General features: G+C 72.5%; 16 protein-coding genes. 7 read left to right on the top strand and 9 right to left on the bottom strand.

The window, feature by feature from the left end; genetic code table 11:
- Positions 1-32: 32 nt before the first annotated feature.
- Complete coding sequence (locus ACFQZY_RS14445) at positions 33-971, top strand: delta(1)-pyrroline-2-carboxylate reductase family protein (RefSeq protein WP_377416966.1); 939 nt, start codon at positions 33-35, stop codon at positions 969-971.
- 9 nt (positions 972-980) lie between these two features.
- Here ACFQZY_RS14445 and dcd read toward each other — a convergent pair whose 3' ends face one another.
- The 9 genes from dcd to ACFQZY_RS14400 all read right to left on the bottom strand — a co-directional run bounded on the left by dcd (position 981) and on the right by ACFQZY_RS14400 (position 10982).
- Positions 981-1547: a dCTP deaminase gene (gene dcd, locus ACFQZY_RS14440; protein ID WP_377416964.1), complete on the bottom strand. Its 567-nt coding sequence runs from the start codon at positions 1545-1547 to the stop codon at positions 981-983.
- 119 nt (positions 1548-1666) lie between these two features.
- Positions 1667-2950 (bottom strand): guanine deaminase, encoded by a 1284-nt coding sequence (gene guaD, locus ACFQZY_RS14435; protein ID WP_377416962.1) that lies wholly within the window; start codon positions 2948-2950, stop codon positions 1667-1669.
- 92 nt (positions 2951-3042) lie between these two features.
- Entirely contained in the window at positions 3043-4137 is a 1095-nt protein-coding gene (locus ACFQZY_RS14430) for a BMP family ABC transporter substrate-binding protein (RefSeq protein ID WP_377416960.1), read from the bottom strand.
- Positions 4138-4221: 84 nt separating this feature from the next.
- Positions 4222-5256, bottom strand: coding sequence for an adenosine deaminase (locus tag ACFQZY_RS14425; RefSeq protein WP_377416958.1), 1035 nt, complete (start codon positions 5254-5256; stop codon positions 4222-4224).
- Positions 5257-5323: 67 nt separating this feature from the next.
- Positions 5324-6481 carry a BMP family ABC transporter substrate-binding protein gene (locus ACFQZY_RS14420; protein ID WP_377416956.1) on the bottom strand — a complete coding sequence of 386 codons (1158 nt, stop codon included), beginning with the start codon at positions 6479-6481 and terminating at the stop codon, positions 5324-5326.
- Positions 6482-6515: 34 nt separating this feature from the next.
- Positions 6516-7436, bottom strand: coding sequence for an ABC transporter permease (locus tag ACFQZY_RS14415; protein WP_377416954.1), 921 nt, complete (start codon positions 7434-7436; stop codon positions 6516-6518).
- A gap of 1 nt (position 7437) precedes the next feature.
- Positions 7438-8517, bottom strand: coding sequence for an ABC transporter permease (locus ACFQZY_RS14410; RefSeq protein WP_377416952.1), 1080 nt, complete (start codon positions 8515-8517; stop codon positions 7438-7440).
- On the bottom strand, positions 8510-10045 hold the full coding sequence (locus ACFQZY_RS14405; RefSeq protein WP_377416950.1) for an ABC transporter ATP-binding protein: 1536 nt from the start codon (positions 10043-10045) through the stop codon (positions 8510-8512). The genes ACFQZY_RS14410 and ACFQZY_RS14405 overlap by 8 nt, the downstream gene beginning before the upstream one ends.
- A 7-nt stretch (positions 10046-10052) precedes the next feature.
- On the bottom strand, positions 10053-10982 hold the full coding sequence (locus ACFQZY_RS14400) for a LysR family transcriptional regulator (protein WP_377416948.1): 930 nt from the start codon (positions 10980-10982) through the stop codon (positions 10053-10055).
- Positions 10983-11081: 99 nt separating this feature from the next.
- Between ACFQZY_RS14400 and xdhA the strand changes: the two genes are divergently transcribed.
- The 6 genes from xdhA to ACFQZY_RS14370 all read left to right on the top strand — a co-directional run bounded on the left by xdhA (position 11082) and on the right by ACFQZY_RS14370 (position 19024).
- Positions 11082-12539, top strand: coding sequence for a xanthine dehydrogenase small subunit (xdhA, locus tag ACFQZY_RS14395; protein WP_377416946.1), 1458 nt, complete (start codon positions 11082-11084; stop codon positions 12537-12539).
- A complete protein-coding gene (gene xdhB, locus ACFQZY_RS14390; protein ID WP_377416944.1) occupies positions 12536-14854 on the top strand; it encodes a xanthine dehydrogenase molybdopterin binding subunit in 2319 nt (772 codons plus the stop codon). The genes xdhA and xdhB overlap by 4 nt, the downstream gene beginning before the upstream one ends.
- Positions 14855-14947: 93 nt before the next feature.
- Complete coding sequence (gene gspG / locus ACFQZY_RS14385) at positions 14948-15376, top strand: type II secretion system major pseudopilin GspG (RefSeq protein WP_377416942.1); 429 nt, start codon at positions 14948-14950, stop codon at positions 15374-15376.
- A 9-nt stretch (positions 15377-15385) separates the two neighbouring features.
- Positions 15386-16561 (top strand): type II secretion system F family protein, encoded by a 1176-nt coding sequence (locus ACFQZY_RS14380; RefSeq protein ID WP_377416940.1) that lies wholly within the window; start codon positions 15386-15388, stop codon positions 16559-16561.
- Positions 16558-18222 carry a GspE/PulE family protein gene (locus ACFQZY_RS14375; RefSeq protein WP_377416938.1) on the top strand — a complete coding sequence of 555 codons (1665 nt, stop codon included), beginning with the start codon at positions 16558-16560 and terminating at the stop codon, positions 18220-18222. The genes ACFQZY_RS14380 and ACFQZY_RS14375 overlap by 4 nt, the downstream gene beginning before the upstream one ends.
- Positions 18203-19024, top strand: coding sequence for a hypothetical protein (locus ACFQZY_RS14370; protein WP_377416936.1), 822 nt, complete (start codon positions 18203-18205; stop codon positions 19022-19024). Before ACFQZY_RS14375 ends, ACFQZY_RS14370 begins: the two co-directional genes overlap by 20 nt.
- The last annotated feature ends 97 nt before the right edge of the window (positions 19025-19121 follow it).

Here is a 19121-nt window from a genome sequence, read left to right as displayed (position 1 = left end):
ACCGGACGCGGCTGTAGGACAGAATCGGGAGCATGTTCCCGCCCACCGATCCCACCGTGAAACGCCTGCCCTGGCCGGCCCTGGTGCGCGCCGTGCGCGAGGTGCTGGCCGACGATGCCGTGCACGTGCCGCAGCGCCTGGTGCAGCCCCTGCCGGGCGGCGCCAGCCTCTTCGTCATGCCGGCGCATGACGCGCGCCTGGCGATCGCCAAGCTGATCACCTTCACCCCGGCCAATGCCGGCACCGGCCGGCCGGCGATCCAGGGCGACGTGGCAGTGTTCGACATCGCCACCGGCGAGCGCCGCCTGCTGCTGGACGGCCCGGTGGTCACCGCGCGCCGCACGGCCGCCGTGTCGCTGCTCGCGGCGCAGGCGCTGGCGCGGCAACCCGATGGCCCCCTGCTGGTGGTGGGCGCGGGGGCGCAGGGACATGCCCATGTCGAAGCCTTCGCCCACGGCCTGCCGCTGCGGGAGGTACGCATCGCCTCGCGCGGTGCGGCAGGCGCGCAGGCACTGGCCGATCATGCGCGCTCACTGGGACTGCGCGCTGTGGTGGTGGATGACCCCGACGCCGCCCTGGCCGACTGCCCGCTGGTGGTGACCTGCACCCCGGCCAGCGGCATCGTGCTGTCGGCGCAGGCCCGGCCCGACGCCTTCATCGCCGCGGTCGGCGCCTTCACCCCGGCGATGGTGGAACTGGCCCCGGCCCTGTGCCGCCAGTGCGCGGACGCCGAGGGCGGCGGGGTCTGGCTGGACACGGCGGACGCGCGCCACGAGGCGGGCGACCTGCTGCAGGCCGGGCTGGACGTCCAGGCCTTCCCCACGCTCGCCGACCTGGTGCGCGGGCGCGCCGCGCCCCGCGGCGCGGGGCCGGTGCTTTTCAAGAGTTGCGGGTGGGCCGGCTGGGACCTGGCGGCGGCGCGCGCCGCGATGGACGCGATCGCCGGAAGGGCCGCGGAGGATGCGGCCTGAGCCGGCCGGTCAGGCCTTGGGCAGCGTCACGCCGCGCTGGCCCTGGTACTTGCCGCCGCGGTCCTTGTAGCTGACCTCGCAGGTCTCGTCGCTCTCGAAGAACAGCACCTGGGCGCAGCCCTCGCCGGCATAGATCTTGGCGGGCAGCGGCGTGGTGTTGGAGAACTCCAGGGTCACGTAGCCTTCCCACTCGGGCTCGAAGGGCGTCACGTTGACGATGATCCCGCAGCGGGCATAGGTGCTCTTGCCCAGGCAGACCGTCAGCACGTTGCGCGGGATGCGGAAGTATTCGACCGTGCGCGCCAGGGCGAAGCTGTTGGGGGGGATGATGCAGTGGTCGCCGTGGAAGTCGACGAAGCTCTTCTCGTCGAAGTTCTTCGGGTCCACCACCGTGCTGTGGATGTTGGTGAAGACCTTGAATTCCGGCGCGCAGCGGATGTCGTAGCCGTAGCTCGAAGTGCCGTAGCTGATGATGCGCTGGCCCTGCACCTCGCGCACCTGGCCGGGCTCATAGGGCTCGATCATGCCGTGCTGCTCGGCCATGCGGCGGATCCACTTGTCGCTCTTGATGGTCATGGGACTCTCCTGCGGCGGATTGTAGGCGGGGCGGGTCTTCGAGCCGCCGGGCGCCCCGCTGCGTGTGCCTCGCGGCCCCCGCGGGAGCGCCAGCTTGCTCGGGTCGGCCGGCGCGACGCTCAGGCCCCGTTTGCAACGTGCACGCGCTCGATGGCGCGGTCGTCGCCCAGCACGATCAGCGCGAACAGGAACTCGTCCAGCGTGCGCGCGGCCTGCGTGCGGCGCGCCAGCAGCGGCGTGGCCTGCGGGTCGATCACCACGAAGTCGGCCTCGCAGCCGCGCGCGAGGTTGCCGACCACGCCCTCCAGCCCCAGTGCGCGCGCCGCGCCGGCGGTGTGCTGCCACCACAGCGCCTGCGGCGAGAGCGACAGCCCCGGCTTGGTCTGTCCCTCGCGGGCCACGTAGTAGGCCGCCAGCATGGTGTGGAACGGCGAGAAGCTGGTGCCGCCGCCAACGTCGCTGGCCAGGCCGTAGCGGAAGCCGGCGCGGTCCGCGCCCGCGTAATCGAAGAAGCCGCTGCCCAGGAACAGGTTGCTGGTGGGGCTGACCGCGGCGGCGGCGCCGCTCTCGCGCATGAGGGCACGGTCGGCGTCGTCGAAGTGGATGCAGTGGGCGTAGACGGCGCGCTCGCGCAGCAGGCCGAAGCCCTCGTAGACCGACAGGTAGCTGCGCGCCTGCGGGTACAGCGAACGCACCCAGGCGATCTCGTCCTTGTTCTCCGCCACGTGCGACTGGATCCACACCTGCGGGTACTTCGCGGCCAGCTCGCCCATGCCGCGCATCTGCGCGTCGCTGCAGGTGGGCGCGAAGCGGGGGGTGATGGCGTAGCCCAGGCGGCCCTGGCCGTGCCAGCGGCGGATCAGGGCCTCGCAGTCCAGCAGGGACTGCTCGGTCTCGTCGCGCACGCCGTCGGGGGAATGGCGGTCCTGCATGACCTTGCCGGCGATCAGCCGCAGGCGCCGGGCCTGCGCCCGCTGCATCAGGGCGTCGACCGAGGCCGGGTGCGAGGTGCAGAAGGTCAGCGCGGTGGTGACGCCGTGGCGAAGCAGCTCGTCGAGGAAGAAATCCGCCACCTCGCCCGCGTAGGCCGGGTCGTGGAAACGCGACTCATGGGGAAAGGTGTAGTTCTCCAGCCAGGGCAGCAGGCCTTCGGCCGGCGAGCCGATCACGTCGGTCTGCGGGTAATGGACATGCAGGTCCACGAAGCCCGGCGCGATGAGCTTGCCGGGCAGGTGCTCGATGGCCACGCCGGGGAAATTGGCCGCCAGCGCGGGGTACGCGCCCGCGGCCCGCACCACCTGCGTGCCGGTGGCATCGGGGCCGACGACCAGCAGGCCGTCCTCGTCATGGACGGCGGCGCCGTCGTCGTTGAAGCGAAGCAGGGCGGCGCGGAAGGCTTTCATCGTGCAGTCGGACAAGCAGGAGGCGCGCCTATTGTGCGCGCTCGCGGCGCTGCGCGGCGGCCCGCCCCGGCCCCCGGCCGGTCACTTGCCGGTCACTTGCCGGCCTTGCCCACCACGCCTTCGGCCAGCCAGTCCATGCCGAGGATGGCGCCGTCGTCCAGCGACTTGCCGGCGGCGATGCGTTCGCGGCCCTCGTTGTCGCGCACGGCGTCGGACTTGCCGGCGGCGAAGGGCCGCAGGCGGCCGGCCGCGATGTCCTTCTGGCGCGCCAGCACCTCGTCCTGCACCGCCTTGGGCACGCGCGCGCCGAAGTCGCCGACACGGATCATGCCTTCCTTGACGCCGCCCCAGACCGTGCCCGGCTTCCAGGTGCCAGCCAGCACCTCGCGGGCGCGGGCCGTGTAGTAGCCGCCCCACTGGTGCGTGACCGCGACGACCTGGGCATCCGGCGCGACCTTGCGCATGTCCGAGTGGTAGGCCACGGCCAGCTTGCCGCGCTCCTGCGCGGCGACCATCACCGCGTTGGAGCCGGTGTGGAAGGCGAGCACGTCGGCGCCCTGGTCCATCAGCGCCATGGCGGCGTCGCGCTCACGCGGCGGGTTGAACCAGTCGTTCAGCCACACGACGCGCACCTGCGCCTTCGGGTTGACCGAGCGCAGGCCCAGGGTGAAGGCATTGATGCCCTGGAGCACCTCGGGGATGGGAAAGCCCGCCACGTAGCCGGCCACGTTCGACTTCGTCATGCGCCCCGCGGCGATGCCGGCGAGGTAGCGGCCCTCGTAGTAGCGGGCGTTGGCGGCCGAGACGTTGGGCGCGGTCTTGTAGCCGGTGACCGACTCGAACTTCACGTCCGGGAAGTCCTTGGCCACCTTGAGCGTGGGCTCCATGTAGCCGAAGCTGGGCGTGAAGATCAGCTTGTGGCCCTGCTGCGCGAGGTCGCGGATCACGCGCTCGGCGTCAGCGCCCTCGGCCACGTTCTCGACGTAGCGGGTCTCGGCCTGTGCGCCCAGGGCGGACTGGACGGCCTTGCGGCCTTCCTCGTGCTGGCGCACCCAGCCGGCGTCGGTCAGCGGCGCGACATAGACGAAGCCGATCTTCAGCGGCTCCTTGGCGGGCTGCGCGCGGGTGGAAAGGGGGGAGAAAAAACTGGCGGCCACGAGCAGCGTGGCAGCGAGGTTTTTGTACATGGTGTTCCTCTACATGGCCCCGGGGACAAACGAAAACGCCGCTGCGGGGCGCAGCGGCGCGTGGGTGATTCTAAACGCCTGGCCTTACGCCGCGAATTCCGCGAAGACGGCGTCCAGCTGCGCGACCCAGCGGTCCTTGTCGGCCTGGGGCACGAAGCTCGCCTCGAAGCTGTTGCGGGCCAGCTGGTAGGCATGGCGGGCGGTCAGGCCGGTGGCGGCGAAGGTCTGCACGAAGTTGTCGTTCATGTAGCCGCCGAAATAGGCCGGGTCGTCGGAGTTGACGGTTGCCACCAGGCCGGCGTCCAGCAGCGCGCCCAGGTTGTGGTCGGCCAGCTTCGGGAAGACGCACAGCTTGAGGTTGGACAGCGGGCAGACCGTCAGCGGGATGCGGTCCTGCGCCAGCCGCTGCACCAGCGCCGGGTCCTTGGGCGACTGCACACCGTGGTCGATGCGCTCGACCTTCAGCACGTCCAGCGCCGACCAGACGTAGGCCGGCGGCCCCTCCTCGCCCGCGTGGGCCACCAGGCGCAGCCCCAGCTCGCGGCACTTCGCGAACACCCGCGCGAACTTCTCCGGCGGGTGGCCGACCTCGCTGGAGTCCAGCCCCACGCCGATGAACCTGTCGCGAAACGGCAGCGCCGCCTCCAGCGTGTCGAAGGCCTCGGCCTCGGACAGGTGCCGCAGGAAGCACAGGATCAGGCTGGCGCTCACGCCCAGCTTCGCCTTCGCGTCCACGCAGGCGCGGTGCAGGCCGTCCACCACCACCTGCATCGGCACGCCGCGCGCGGTGTGGGTCTGCGGGTCGAAGAAGATCTCCGCGTGCACCACGTGGTCCGCCCTGGCCTTCTCGAGGTAGGCCCAGGCCATGTCGTAGAAGTCCTGCTCCTTGAGCAGCACGCTGGCGCCGGCGTAGTAGATGTCCAGGAAGCTTTGCAGGTTGGTGAAGGCGTAGGCCTGGCGCAGCTCCTCGACGCTGGCGTAGGGGATGGCCACGCCGTTGCGGCGCGCCATCTCGAAGATCAGCTCGGGCTCGAGCGAGCCCTCGATGTGGATATGCAGTTCCGCCTTGGGCATGCGGCGCAGCAGCTCGGGCAGGCGTTCGGGGGCGATGTCTTTCACGCGAGGGGTCCTTCCAAAAGAAAAAGGGCCGCCCGAGGGCGACCCTTCACAGGCAGTGGCGCGAAGCTTACTTCTTGTCGCCGCCGGGGATCTTGCCTTCCACGCCCTTGACGTAGAAGTTGATGCCACCCAGGAACTTGTCGTCGGCGACGGCGTCCTTGGCCAGGACGTCCTTGCCGGCCTGGTCCTTGATCGGGCCCTTCCAGATCACGAAGGAGCCGTCCTTCAGGCCGGCCTTGATCTCTTCGACCTTCTTCTTGGTGTCTTCCGGCACGTCGGCGGCGATGGAGACCATGTCGATCGCGCCTTCCTTCACGCCCCACCAGCTGGCGGAGTTGCCGGTCCACTTGCCTTCCAGGGCGTCACGCACGGCCTTCACGTAGTACGGGCCCCAGTTGATGATGGCGGAACCCAGGTGGGCCTTGGGGCCGTAGGCGGTCATGTCGCTGTCCCAGCCGAAGGCGCGCTTGCCCATCTTCTCGGCGGTCTGCAGCACGGCCGACGAGTCGGTGTTCTGCATCAGCACGTCGGCGCCGCCGTTGATCAGGGAGGTCGCGGCCTCGGTTTCCTTCGGCGGATTGAACCAGTCGCCGACCCAGACCACCTTGGTCTTGATCTTCGGGTTCACCGACTGGGCGCCCAGGGTGAAGCTGTTGATGTTGCGGATCACCTCGGGGATCGGCACCGAGCCCACCACGCCCAGCGTGTTGGTCTTGGTCATCTTGCCCGCGATCACGCCGGCCATGTAGGCGCCTTCGTAGGTACGGCTGTCGTAGGTGCGCAGGTTGTCGGCCTGCTTGTAGCCGGTGGCGTGCTCGAACTTGACGTCCTTGGCATCGGCGGCGACCTTGAGCATCGGCTCCATGTAGCCGAAGGTGGTGCCGAAGATCAGCTTGTTGCCCTGGCCGACCAGGTCACGCATCACGCGCTCGGCGTCGGCGGACTCGGGCACCTTCTCGACGAAGCTGGTGACGACCTTGTCGCCGAATTCCTTCTCCACCGCCTTGCGGCCGTTGTCGTGGGCGAAGGTCCAGCCGCCGTCACCCACCGGGCCGACGTAGGCGAAGGCGATCTTCAGGGGCTCGGGCTTGGCCGGTGCGGCGGCGGCCGAGGCTGCCGGCGCGGGCGCAGCCTCTTCCTTCTTGCCGCAGCCCACCAGGGCGGTGGCTGCCAGCGCGGTCACGGCCGCGACTTGGAGCATCGAGCGTTTCTTCAGGTCGGTCATGGTTTCCTCTGATTTAGGACGACGAAAACAGGAATTATGAACCCGGGAAAAACGGCTTCCCGAGGGACGCCGGCATATTCGCGCGGATCCATGCCGGATTGCGCGACATCAGGGCCAGCACGACGATGGTTGCAATATAGGGCAGCATCGTGAGGAATTCACTCGCCACCTCCACCCCGGATCCCTGGAGGTGGAATTGCAGCATCGTCACGCCCCCGAACAGGTAGGCCCCAAGCAAGACCCGGGCCGGGCGCCAGGTGGCGAAGGTGGTCAGGGCCAGCGCGATCCAACCCTTGCCGGCCACCATGCCCTCGACCCACAGGGGGGTGTAGACCACCGAGAGGTAGGCGCCTGCCAGGCCACACAGCGCGCCGCCCGACACCACCGCGGCCAGGCGGATGCGGCGCACCGGGTAGCCCAGCGCATGGGCCGACTCGGGCGACTCGCCCACCGAGCGCAGCACCAGGCCGGCGCGCGAGCGGTACAGGAACCAGATCAGTGCCAGGGTGAAGGCGATGACCAGGTAGACCATCGGGTGCTGGCGGAACAGCGCCGGCCCCACCAGCGGCAGGTCGCCGAGCACCGGGATGGAGAACTGCATCCGCTCAGGCAGCTTCTCCTGCACGTAGCGGATGCCGGCGAAGGCCGAGAAGCCCGCGCCGAACAGGCTCAGGGCCAGGCCGGTGGCGTACTGGTTGGTCCCCAGCCAGATCACCAGCCCGCCGAATACGGCGGACAGCGCCGCGCCGGCAGCCGCGCCGGCCAGGAACCCGAGCAGGTCGCTGCCGGTGTGGACCACCACGGCGAAGCCGGCGATGGCGGCGCACAGCATCAGGCCCTCGGCGCCGAGGTTGACGATGCCGGCCCGCTCGTTGATCAGCAGGCCCAGTGCGGCGATGGCCAGCACCGTGCCCGCGTTGAGCGTGGCGGCCAGGAGGAGTGCGTAGCTTTCCATGTCAGGCCACCGCCTTCCGGGCGCCCTGGCCCTGCCAGCGCACGCGGTACACGAGCAGCGTGTCGCAGGCCAGCAGCGCGAACAGCAGCAGGCCCTGGAACACGCCGGTGATGGACTTGGGCATGCCCAGTCGCGACTGGGCGTACTCGCCGCCGATGTAGAACATGCTCATGAGGATGGCCGAGAACACCATGCCCACCGGGTGCAGCCGGCCGACATAGGCGACGATGATGGCGGCGAAGCCGTAGCCCGCCGGGACATAGGGCGTGAGCTGGCCGATGGGGCCGGCCACTTCCAGCGCGCCGGCCAGGCCGGCGGCGGCGCCCGAGGTGAGCAGCGCGATCCACAGGGCCTTGCGCGCGGAGAAGCCGGCATAGCGCGCCGCCTCCGGGGCCAGGCCGCCGACCTGCTGCGCGAAGCCCGCGCGGGTGCGGAACAGGAACACCCACAGCGCCCCCGCCCCGGCCAGCGCCAGCAGCAGGCCGATGGACATGCGCGAGCCCGCCATCAGCCGGGGCACCTGGGTCACCGACTCGAAGGTCTTGGTCTGCGGGAAGTTGTAGCCGCCCGGGTCCTTCCAGGGGCCGAAGACCAGCCACACCAGCAGTTGCACTGCCACGTAGACCAGCATCAGGCTGACCAGGATCTCGTTGGCGTTGAAGCGGTCGCGCAGGAACGCGGTGAGCGCCGCCCAGGCCATGCCGCCGGCGATGCCGGCGAGCAGCACGGCGAGAACGATCCAGCGGCCGGTCTGCTTGTCCGCCAGCAGGGCCACCCCGCCAGCGCAGATGGCGCCGATGACGAACTGGCCCTCGGCGCCTATGTTCCAGACGTTGGAGCGGAAGCACACCGCCAGGCCCAGCGCGATCAGCAGCAGCGGCGTGGCCTTGACCATCAGCTCGCCGAAGGCATAGAGCGACTTCACCGGCTCCCAGAAGAACATCTGCAGCCCGCGCACCGGGTCCTTGCCCAGCGCGGCGAAAAGGGCCACGCCCAGGACCACGGTGATGGCCAGGGCCAGCAGCGGCGAGGCCAGGCTCCAGAACGCGGACGCCTGCGGACGCGGCTCGAGCTTAAACATTGGCAGCCTCCCGCGCGGCTTCGGCATGGCCGTGGCCCCACAGGCCCGACATCCATTCGCCGATCTGTTCCACCGTGGCCTCGGCCCGGGAAATGGAGGGCGACAGGCGCCCCTTGGCTATCACGTGCAAACGGTCACTCACTTCGAACAGTTCATCCAGTTCCTCGCTCACCACGAGCACGGCGCAGCCGGCGTCGCGCAGGGCCAGGATCGCGCCGCGGATCTGCGCCGCGGCGCCCACGTCCACGCCCCAGGTGGGCTGGGAGACGAGCAGCAGCCTCGGCTTCGCGTCGATCTCGCGGCCCACGATGAATTTCTGCAGGTTGCCGCCGGACAGCGAGCGGGCCGGCGCATCGGGCCCGCCGGCGCGCACGTTGAAGCGCTCGATGATCCCGCGGGCCTGCTCGCGCAGCCGCCCCAGGTGGATCCAGCCGCCACGGCCCAGCGCCTCGCGGCGCGAGAGCAGCAGGTTGTGCGCCAGGCCCAGCGTGGGCACGGCGCCGCGGCCCAGGCGCTCCTCGGGCACGAAGTGCAGGCCCAGGGCGCGCCGGCGGCCGGGGCCGAGGCGGCCGGCGGGCTGGCCGGCGACCTGCACCATCCGCGGCTCGGCCCGGGTGTCCTCGCCCGAGAGCGCGTACATCAGCTCGCGCTGGCCATTGCCGGACACGCCGGCGATGCCCACCACCTCGCCGGCGCGCACCTCGAGGCTGATGCCTTCGAGGTCGGTGCCGAAGGCGGACTCGCGCGCCAGGCTCAGGTTCTCCACCCGCAGCACGGCCTCGCCGACGCGGGCCTCGCGGTGCTGCAGCTGCGGCGGCTCGGCGCCGATCATGAGGCGGCTCAGGGAGGCGTTGCTCTCCTCGCGCGGGTCGCACTCGCCGGTCACCTTGCCCCCGCGCAGCACGGTGCAGGCGGTGCACAGCTCGCGGATCTCGTGCAGCTTGTGGCTGATGTACAGGATGCTGCAGCCCTCGGCCACCAGCTTCTTCAGCACCACGAACAGCTTCTCCACGGCCTGCGGCGTGAGCACCGAGGTGGGCTCGTCGAGGATCAGGAGTTGCGGGTCGGTGAGCAGCGCCCGGATGATCTCCACCCGCTGCATCTGGCCCACCGAGAGCGTGTGCACCGGGCGGGAGGGGTCGATGTCCAGGCCGTACTCGGCGGCCTTGGCGGTGATGCGGCGGGTGACCTCGGGCAGCGTGAGGGACTTGTCCAGCCCCAGCCACACGTTCTCGGCCACGGTCAGCGTGTCGAACAGGCTGAAGTGCTGGAACACCATGCTGATGCCCAGCGCGCGCGCCTCCTGCGGGTTACGGATGCTGACGGGCTTGCCATTCCACAGCACCTGGCCCTCATCGGGCTTGACGGAGCCGTAGATGATCTTCATCAGCGTGGACTTGCCCGCGCCGTTCTCGCCCAGCACCGCATGGGCCTGCCCGGGCATCACGCGCAGGGACACCTGGTCGTTGGCGACCACCGCCGGATAGCGCTTGGTGATGCCGGCCAGTTGCAGCCGTGGTGTATTCATCGTCTGGTCAATTTCCTAAGCCTGCCGCCGCCTGCCGGATGCGATCGCGGAGCCAGCGGGCCGAGGCCGAGGCATGCGAACGTTCGTGCCACAACTGGTAGTAGACCAGGCGGGGGAACTCGACGGGGCAGGGCAGGATTGTCACCGGCATCAGCCCTGCGAAACGTTCGCAGTACTTCCGGCCGGTGGTCAGCACCAGCAAGCTCTGCGCCACCATCGCCGGGATCAGGCTGAAATGGGGGCAGCGGGCAGTGATGTTGCGCGCCAGGCCGAGCCGGTCCAGGTGCTCGTCGATCGCGCCGCGGGCGCCGGGGTGGGTGGGCGTGGGGGCCACGTGCTCGGCGTCCAGCCAGTCCTGCGTACGCCAGCCCCGGCGCACGGCCGGGTGGTCGGCCGAGACCAGGCAGGCGACCTCGTCCTCGAACAGCACGCTGCGGTGCAGGTTGTCCGGCGGCTCCAGCCAGTTGCTCACGACCACGTCGACCTCGCCCGCGGCCAGGCGGGCATGGCAGTCGGCCTGCGGCGACAGCGCATGGATCTCGATGGCCGCGCGCGGCGCCTGCGACTTGATGGCGGCCACCAGCGCCGGCAGGAAGTGCGGGTCGAGGTAATCGCTGGCGGCGACGCGGAAGGTGATGTCGGTGGTGCGCGGGTCGAAGCCGCGCGAGTCGGCGAAGAGGGACTGCGCGGCACGCAGGATGCTTGCACAGGGCTCGACCATGCGAAGACCGGCATCCGTGGGCACCATCCCGGCGCCCGAACGCACCAGGAGGGGGTCACCCGCCACCTCGCGCAGCCGCCGCAGCGCGGCGGACACCTGCGGCTGGTGCATCCCCAGGCGCACCGCGGCGCGCGAGACGCTGCGTTCGGTGAGCACGGTGTGGAGCACCCGGATCAGGTGCAGGTCGATCCGGTCGAGGAGGTCGTGGCCCCTCATGGCCGCCCGCGCATGGCCGCCATATGGCGGGCCTTATCGGACCGGGGCGCCGGCCGGCCTAACCTGATAAGCGGCGCGAATGACGCCATACTGACCCACATGGAATCCAAGACCATCCGATTCTTCCGCCGCGGCGAGCTGGTGACGCTGGCCAATGTACCACCCGACCGCACCCTGCTCGAGGTGCTGCGCGAGGACCTCGGCGACACCGGCACCAAGGAGGGCTGCGGGGAGGGCGACTGCGGCGCCTGCACCGTGGTCCTGGCCGAGGCCCAGGACGGCGCGCTGCGCTGGCGCGCCATCAACAGCTGCATCCGCCTGGCCCACTCGGTCGACGGCCTGGCGCTGTGGACCGTGGAGGACCTGGCCGCCGACGACGGCACCCTGCACCCGGCCCAGGAGGCGGTGGTGCAGTGCCACGGCTCGCAATGCGGCTTCTGCACCCCAGGCTTCGTGATGAGCCTGTTCGGCATGTACCAGAACCAGGTCTGCCAGGGCCGGGCCATCACCCGCGAGCAGGCCCAGGCCGACCTCTCGGGCAACCTGTGCCGCTGCACCGGCTACCGTCCCCTGCTCGAAGCCGCGCAGCGCATGGCCGACCTGCCGGCGGTGAAGGTGGACGAGGCGGCGCTCCTCGCGCAGCTGCAGTCCCTCGCGCCGCAGGCCGGCGAGGGCACGGCCTACCTGGCCCCCACCACCCTGCCCGCCCTGCTGGCCGCGCGCGCGGCGCACCCGCAGGCCCAGCTGGTGGCCGGCTGCACCGACGCCGGCCTGTGGATCACCAAGATGCACCGCCGCTTCGGCCAGGTGCTCGACGTCACCCGCGTCGCCGAGCTGCGGCGCGTGCAGGCCACGCCGCAGGGCCTGTCCATCGGCGCCGCGGTGACGCTGCAGGACGCCTATGCCGCCCTCGCCGCGCAGCGCCCGCAGCTGCAGGCCTTCGCCGAGCGCTTCGCCGGCCTGCCGGTGCGCAACTCGGGCACGCTGGGCGGCAACGTCGCCAACGGCTCCCCCATCGGCGACTCCATGCCCCTGCTGATCGCGCTGGGCGCGCGCCTCGTGCTGGCCAGCGCGCGCGGCGAGCGCGCGATGCCGCTGGAGGACTTCTACACCGGCTACCGCCAGACGCAGCTGGCGGCCGACGAGGTCGTCGCGCGCATCGAGGTGCCGGCGCCGGCGCCGGGCGAGTTCCTGCGCGCCTACAAGGTCTCCAAGCGCTGGGACGACGACATCTCCGCGGTGTGCCTGACCGTGAACCTCACGCTCGAGGGCGGCGCGGTGACGGCCGCGCGCATCGGCGCCGGCGGCGTGGCCGCCACGCCCGCGCGCGCCCGCAGCGCCGAGGCCGCCCTGGCGGGGCGGCCCTGGACCGAGGCCGCCGCGCAGGCCGCGGCCGACGCCCTGCGCGCCGAGTTCCAGCCCATTTCCGACATGCGCGCCTCGTCCGCCTACCGGCGCGAGGTCCTGGGCAACCTGCTGCGTCGCTTCTGGCTGGAGAGCCAGGGCGTCGCCGGGGTCAGCCTGGAGCGCTTCAGCCTCGAGGAGGTGCAGCCGTGAACGCCCCCGAGAAAGACCTGTCCCTGGCGGTCGCCGCGCCCGCCACGGGCAGCCCGCGCATCCACGAGAGCGCCCGCGCCCAGGTGGCCGGCGCCGCCGCCTACATCGACGACCTTCCCGAGGTGCGGGGCACCCTGCATGCCGCCCCCATCCTCTCGCCCGTGGCCCACGGCCGCCTGCGCGGGGTCGACACGGCCGCGGCGCTGGCCCTGCCCGGCGTGCGCGGCGTGGTGCTGGCCGCCGACATCCCGGGCGACCCGGTGCTGGCCGCCTTCGCGCACGACGAGCCGGTCTTCGCCCGTGACACCGTGCAGCACGTGGGCCAGGTGATCGGCCTGGTCGTGGCCGACAGCGTGATGGCCGCGCGCCGCGCCGCGCGCGCGGTGACGCCCGACATCGAGCCCCTGCCCGCCGTCCTCGACGTACGCGCGGCCCACGCGGCACGCAGCTACGTGCTGCCGCCGGTGGTGGTGCGCCGCGGCGAGCCCGAGCAGGCCATGGCCGCCTCGCGGCACCGCCTCGCCGGCTCGCTCGACGTGGGCGGCCAGGAGCATTTCTACCTGGAGGGCCAGGTGGCCTACGTCCTGCCCCGCGAGCAGGGCCAGTGGCTGGTGCATTCCTCGACCCAGCACCCGGGCGAGGTGCAGCACTGGGTGGCCCATGCCCTGGGCCTGGACAGCAACGCGGTCACGGTGGAATGCCGCCGCATGGGCGGCGGCTTCGGCGGCAAGGAGACCCAGGCCGGGCACCTCGCGGTGTGGGCGGCGGTGGCCGCGCACAAGCTGCGCCGCCCGGTCAAGCTGCGGCTGGACCGCGACGACGACTTCCTGGTCACCGGCAAGCGCCACCCCTTCGCCATCGACTGGGAGGCGGGCTTCGACGACACCGGCCGGATCACCGCGCTGAAGGTCACCCAGCTGGCCAACTGCGGCTTCTCGGCCGACCTCTCCGGCCCGGTGGCCGACCGCGCCATCTTCCACACCGACAACGCCTACTACCTGTCGGACGTGGAGATCGCCTCCTACCGCTGCAAGACCCACCTCCAGAGCTTCACCGCCTTCCGCGGCTTCGGCGGCCCGCAGGGCGTGATCGCGATCGAGGCCATCGTCGGCGAGATCGCGCGCCACCTCGGGCTGGACCCGCTGGGGGTGCGCCAGCGCAATTTCTACGGCGTCGAGGACCGCCACACCACGCACTACCAGATGAAGGTGGAGGACAACATCCTGCACCCGCTGGTGGAGACGCTGGCGCGCACCTCGCGCTACGCGCAGCGCCGTGAAGCCATCGCCGCCTGGAACGCGGCCAGCCCGGTGATACGGCGCGGCATCGCGATCACGCCGGTGAAGTTCGGCATCAGCTTCACCGCCACCCTGTTCAACCAGGCCGGCGCGCTGGTCAACGTGTTCACCGACGGCAGCGTGCAGCTCAATCACGGCGGCACCGAGATGGGCCAGGGCCTGCACACCAAGATCATGCAGGTGGTGGCCGACGAACTGGGCGTGCCGTTCGAGCGGGTGCTGTGCACCGCCACCGAGACCGGCAAGGTGCCCAACGCCTCGGCCACCGCGGCCTCCAGCGGCACCGACCTGAACGGGCGGGCCGCGCAGTTCGCCGCGCGCAACATCCGCGACAACCTGGCGGCCTTCGTCGCCGGCCTGGACGGCTGCGGCGCGGGCGCGGTGAGCTTCCGCGGCGGGCAGGTCATCACCCCGTCCGGCACGCGCGCCTTCGACGAGGTGGTGAAGCTGGCCTACGCCAACCGCATCCAGCTGTGGTCCGACGGCTTCTACCGCACGCCCAAGATCCACTACGACAAGGCCACCCTCACCGGCCGGCCGTTCTACTACTTCAGCTACGGCGCGGCCTGCAGCGAGGTGGCCATCGACACCCTGACCGGCGAGACGCGGCTGCTGGCGGTGGACATCCTCCATGACGTCGGCACCTCCATCAACCCGGCGATCGACCTCGGCCAGGTGGAGGGCGGCTTCATCCAGGGCGTGGGCTGGCTCACCAGCGAGGAACTGGTCTGGAACGACCGCGGACGGCTGGCGACGCACGCGCCCAGCACCTACAAGATTCCCGCCACCGGCGACCTGCCGGCGCGCCTGCGGGTCGACTTCTGGCCCGAGCCGAACCGCGAGGACAACGTGGGCGGCAGCAAGGCGGTGGGCGAGCCGCCCTTCATGCTCGGCATCAGCGCCTGGGAGGCGATCCGCGAGGCGATCGCCTCGGTCGCGGGCCCGTCGGGCGCGGCGAAGCTGGCGGCGCCGGCGACGCCGGAGAACGTGCTGCGCGCGCTCGGCCGCCTGGGCTGACCGGCGAGGCCCCTGGCCTGCCGGCCTGGCCAGGCCGCTTCCTAGAATCCGCCCGCTTCGCGCCGGAGGGACCGGCGCCCAGGGGGAGGAGCCATGTCGCCATCCGTCACCGCCGGCCCGCGCGCCGGCGGCTTCACGCTGCTGGAACTGCTGGTGGTCGTGGCCATCATCGGGCTGCTGGCGGCCTATGCCGGCCCGCGCTTCTTCGGCCAGATCGCCAAGTCCGAGCAGGCCGCCGCGCGGGCCCAGGTCGAGGGCTTCCACCGGGCCCTGGCCGCCTACCGGCTGGACACGGGCGCCTTCCCCACCACCGAGGAAGGCCTGGCCGCCCTGGTCACCGCCCCGGCCGGCGCCGCCACCTGGCGCGGCCCCTACCTGAGCAAGGCCGTGCCACCCGACCCCTGGGGCCACCCCTACGTCTACCGGTCCCCGGGCACGCTGGGCGAGTACGAGCTGTTCTCCCAGGGCAGGGACGGCCAGCCCGGCGGCACCGGCGAGGCGGCCGACATCGGGCGCGAATGAGGCCGCGCGATGCAGTTCGTCGTCCGCGCCCTCGACGCCTCGCAGCAGGTGGGCGAGCTGCGCCTGGAGGCCCTCGACGCGGCGGACGCCTGCGCCCAGGCCCGGGCGCGCGGCCTCACGCCGCTGTCGGTGCGGGCGCGGCGCCTGTCCGGCCGCGGCCCGCGCTTCGCCCTGCTGCTGTTCGCGCAGGAACTGCTGGCGCTGCTGGAGGCCGGCCTCGCCGTGGTGGAGGCCATCGACGCCCTCGTCGAGAAGGAGCCGGCCGGCCACCGCCGCGCCATCCTCGAGCGCCTGGGCGGCCACCTGCGCGAAGGCTGGGGCCTGTCGCAGGCGCTGCGCCGGCAAGGCGCGGTCTTCCCGTCCCTGTTCTGCGGGCTGGTGGCCTCGGCCGAGGGCACCAGCGACCTGCCCCAGGCGCTGGCGCGCTACGTGGCCTACGAGTCCCGCCTCACCACCCTGCGTGACAAGGTGGTGAGCGCCGCGGTCTACCCCGCCATCCTGCTGGCAGTCGGCGCCTGCGTGGGGCTGTTCCTGCTGGCCTACGTGGTTCCGCGTTTCGCCGCGGTCTACGCCGGCGCGGGCCGTGAGCTGCCCTGGGCCTCGCAGCTGCTGATGGACTGGGGCCGCTTCGCCGGCCGGCACGCGCTGGCCCTGGGCGGCGGCCTCGCGCTGGCGCTGGCCGCCGCCGCCCTGGCCCTCCTGCGGCTGCGACGCCACGGCGGCTGGTGGCGGCTGCTGGCGGCCCTGCCCGGCGCGCGCGGGCGGCTGGCGACACTGGAGCTCGCGCGCCTGTGCCTCACCCTGGGCCTGCTGGTCGAGGGCGGCATCCCGGTCGTGAGCGCGCTGCAGCTCGGCGCCGACGCGGTCGGCCCCGCCACCCGCGAGCGCCTGCGCGCGGTGCAGGGCGAGGTGCTGGCCGGGCAGCCGCTGTCGCAGGCCCTGGCGCACCAGGGCCTGGGCTCGCCGGTGGCCCTGCGGCTGCTGCGCGTCGGCGAGCGCTCGGGACGCCTGGGCGACATGCTCTCGCGCGCGGCGGCCTTCCACGACGGCGAGGCCACGCGCTGGATCGAGCGCTTCGCCCGGGCCTTCGAGCCGGCGCTCATGGCCGCCATCGGCCTGGTGATCGGCCTCATCGTCGTGCTGCTGTACATGCCGGTGTTCGAGCTGGCCGGGAGCCTGCAGTGAACGCGGGCCAGTGGACGGCGCTGCGCGCGGCCTGCGGGCAGGGCCAGGAGCCCGTCGCGGCGCTGGCCGGCCTGCTCCGGTGTACGCCGCGCGAGGCGGCGCAGGCCCTGGCGCAGGACCTCGGCCTGGAATGCTGGGACACCGCGCGCATGGCCCGCCACGCCCCGCTGCCGGGCGGGCTGTCCCTGCCCCGCGCCCAGGCGCTGCGCGCGGTGCTGCTCGAGGGCGAGGCGGGCGAGGGCATCGGCGTGCTGCACGACCCGCTCGATCCCGACCTGCGCACCCTGCTGGCCCACGCGGCGGGCCGGCCGGTGCGCTGGGTGCTGGCCACGCCGGAGGACATCCACGCCTTCCTCGGCCAGCAGGAGGCCCGCCAGCGCGCACTGGACGCGGTGGACGCGGCGGATCCCGGCGCGGCCGAGGGTGCCGGCGCCAGCCCCGGCATCGAGCAGCTGTCGATCGCCCGCGTCGCCGACGCGGCGAGTCCCGCGGTGCGCCTGGTCAACTCCACCCTCTACGACGCGCTGCGCGCCGGCGCCAGCGACGTCCACCTGGAGGCCACGCCCGCCGGCCTCGCCGTGAAGTACCGCATCGACGGCGTCCTCGACACCGCCGCCCAGGTGCCCGGCGTGGCGCTGGCCGAACAGGCGCTGTCCCGCCTGAAGGTGCTCGCCGAGCTGGACATCGCCGAGCGCCGCGTGCCGCAGGACGGCAGCTTCCGCGTCAGCGCCCAGGGCCGCGAGGTCGACCTGCGCGTCTCCATCATCCCGGGCGTGCACGGCGAGGACGCGGTGATCCGCATCCTGGACAAGCAGGCCATGGTCGAGGCCCACGGCCGGCTCACGCTCGACGCGCTGGGGTTCGACGCGCCCCTGGTCGCCAGCCTGCGCGAGCTGATGGAGGCGGCCTGGGGCATGGTCCTGGTGACCGGTCCTACCGGCTCGGGCAAGACCACCACGCTCTACGCCGCGCTGGCCGAGGCCCACACCGGCCGCGACAAGGTCATCACCATCGAGGACCCGGTCGAGTACCAGCTGCCCGGCGTGCTGCAGATCCGCGTGAACGAGAAGAAGGGCCTGAGCTTCGCGCGCGGCCTGCGCGCCATCCTGCGGCACGACCCGGACAAGATCATGGTCGGCGAGATCCGCGACCGCGAGACCGCCGAGATCGCGGTGCAGTCGGCCCTCACCGGCCACCTGGTGCTCACCACGGTGCATGCCAACAACGCGTTCGACGTCTTCAGCCGCTTCACGCACATGGGGCTGGACGCTCATGCCCTGGCCTCCGCCCTCAACGGCGTGTGGGCGCAGCGCCTGGTGCGCCTGGTGTGCCCGCGCTGCAGCCAGCCCGCGCGGCCGGCGCCCCGGGAGCTGGAGCGCCTGGGCCTCGCCCCGGCGGACATGGACGGCTTCGACCTGCGCCACGGCGCGGGCTGCGGCGACTGCCGCGGCACCGGCTACAAGGGGCGGCAGGCCGTGGCCGAACTCCTGCGCCTGGACGACGAGCTGCGCGAGCTGATCGTGGCCCGAGCGCCGACGCGCCGGCTGCGCGACGCCGCGCAGCGCAAGGGCCAGCGCAGCCTCACGCAGGCGGCGCTGGCCGTGGCCCGAGCGGGCCGAACCACCCTGGAGGAAGCACGCCGTGCCACCGTCGCTGCATGACTGGCGGCCGAAGCCGCGCGGGCACCGCCTCGTCGTCGGCCTCGATGCCCGGGGCGCCGCCTGGCAGGCGCCGGGCGAGGCGCAGGTGCGCACCGGCGACCACGCCGGCCTCGGCGCGGCGCTGGCGGCCCTGTCGGCCATGCCGGGGGCGACGGTGGCGTCGGTGCAACTGGTGGCCGGCGCGGACATCGCCGTGCACTGGGTGCTCGCGCCGCCCGCGGTCGCCCACCTCGCCGAGCTGCGCCAGGTCGCGCAGGCCCGCTGCGCCGGCCTCTTCGGCGGCAGCGCCGCATCCTGGCGCGTGACCGGGGACTGGAGCGCGCAGCACCCGTTCGCCTGCGCCGGCCTCGACGCCACCCGGGCCGCCGCCGTGGAGCGGTCGCTCGCCCCCCTGCGGGTCCCGGTGCACTGGCAGACCGCCTGGGGCCTGCTCGCGCGCCACGCCGCCCACGCCTTCCCCGCGGACGGCTGGAGCGTCCTGCGCAGCCCGAGCCGGCTGCTGGTGTGGCAGTGCCGCGCCGGCCGGCCCCACACGCTCACTGGCCTGCCCGCCGCGCCCGGGGCCTCGCCCGAGGCGCTGGCGGCGCAGGCCTGGGGCCATGTCCGCCTGGAATCGGCACGGGTCCCGCCGGGCGAGGCCGGCCCGGGGCCGCTGCACTGGCTGGACCTGTGCACCGGGCAGGCACCGCAGGCCGAGGGCATCGTCCAGGCGGCCGTTCCCGGCACGGCGGCGGCGGGGGTGGTGGACGAAGCCGGCGCGGCGCTGGCCCTGGCCCGCCGCCTGCAGGGCTCACGCCGGTGAGGTGACACAATGCCGCGCCTGCCGCTGAAACACCCACCCTCCGCTACACCCGGCGCACCCGGCGCACCCACCGCACCCACCGCACCCACCGCACCCA

It is taken from the genome of Ramlibacter sp. GCM10027632 (assembly GCF_042675325.1).
In the GTDB taxonomy this organism is placed as follows: Bacteria; Pseudomonadota; Gammaproteobacteria; order Burkholderiales; family Burkholderiaceae_C; genus Ramlibacter.
The sequence above is the reverse complement of the archived record's forward strand: the minus strand, read 5'-3'. Positions and strand labels throughout refer to the sequence as shown.

Coding starts and splice junctions, on each gene's coding strand:
- ACFQZY_RS14445 (WP_377416966.1), top strand. CDS start 33: ATGTTCCCGCCCACCGATCCCACCGTGAAACGCCTGCCCTGGCCGGCC.
- dcd (WP_377416964.1), bottom strand. CDS start 1,547: ATGACCATCAAGAGCGACAAGTGGATCCGCCGCATGGCCGAGCAGCAC.
- guaD (WP_377416962.1), bottom strand. CDS start 2,950: ATGAAAGCCTTCCGCGCCGCCCTGCTTCGCTTCAACGACGACGGCGCC.
- ACFQZY_RS14430 (WP_377416960.1), bottom strand. CDS start 4,137: ATGTACAAAAACCTCGCTGCCACGCTGCTCGTGGCCGCCAGTTTTTTC.
- ACFQZY_RS14420 (WP_377416956.1), bottom strand. CDS start 6,481: ATGACCGACCTGAAGAAACGCTCGATGCTCCAAGTCGCGGCCGTGACC.
- ACFQZY_RS14415 (WP_377416954.1), bottom strand. CDS start 7,436: ATGGAAAGCTACGCACTCCTCCTGGCCGCCACGCTCAACGCGGGCACG.
- ACFQZY_RS14410 (WP_377416952.1), bottom strand. CDS start 8,517: ATGTTTAAGCTCGAGCCGCGTCCGCAGGCGTCCGCGTTCTGGAGCCTG.
- ACFQZY_RS14405 (WP_377416950.1), bottom strand. CDS start 10,045: ATGAATACACCACGGCTGCAACTGGCCGGCATCACCAAGCGCTATCCG.
- ACFQZY_RS14400 (WP_377416948.1), bottom strand. CDS start 10,982: ATGAGGGGCCACGACCTCCTCGACCGGATCGACCTGCACCTGATCCGG.
- xdhA (WP_377416946.1), top strand. CDS start 11,082: ATGGAATCCAAGACCATCCGATTCTTCCGCCGCGGCGAGCTGGTGACG.
- gspG (WP_377416942.1), top strand. CDS start 14,948: ATGTCGCCATCCGTCACCGCCGGCCCGCGCGCCGGCGGCTTCACGCTG.
- ACFQZY_RS14380 (WP_377416940.1), top strand. CDS start 15,386: ATGCAGTTCGTCGTCCGCGCCCTCGACGCCTCGCAGCAGGTGGGCGAG.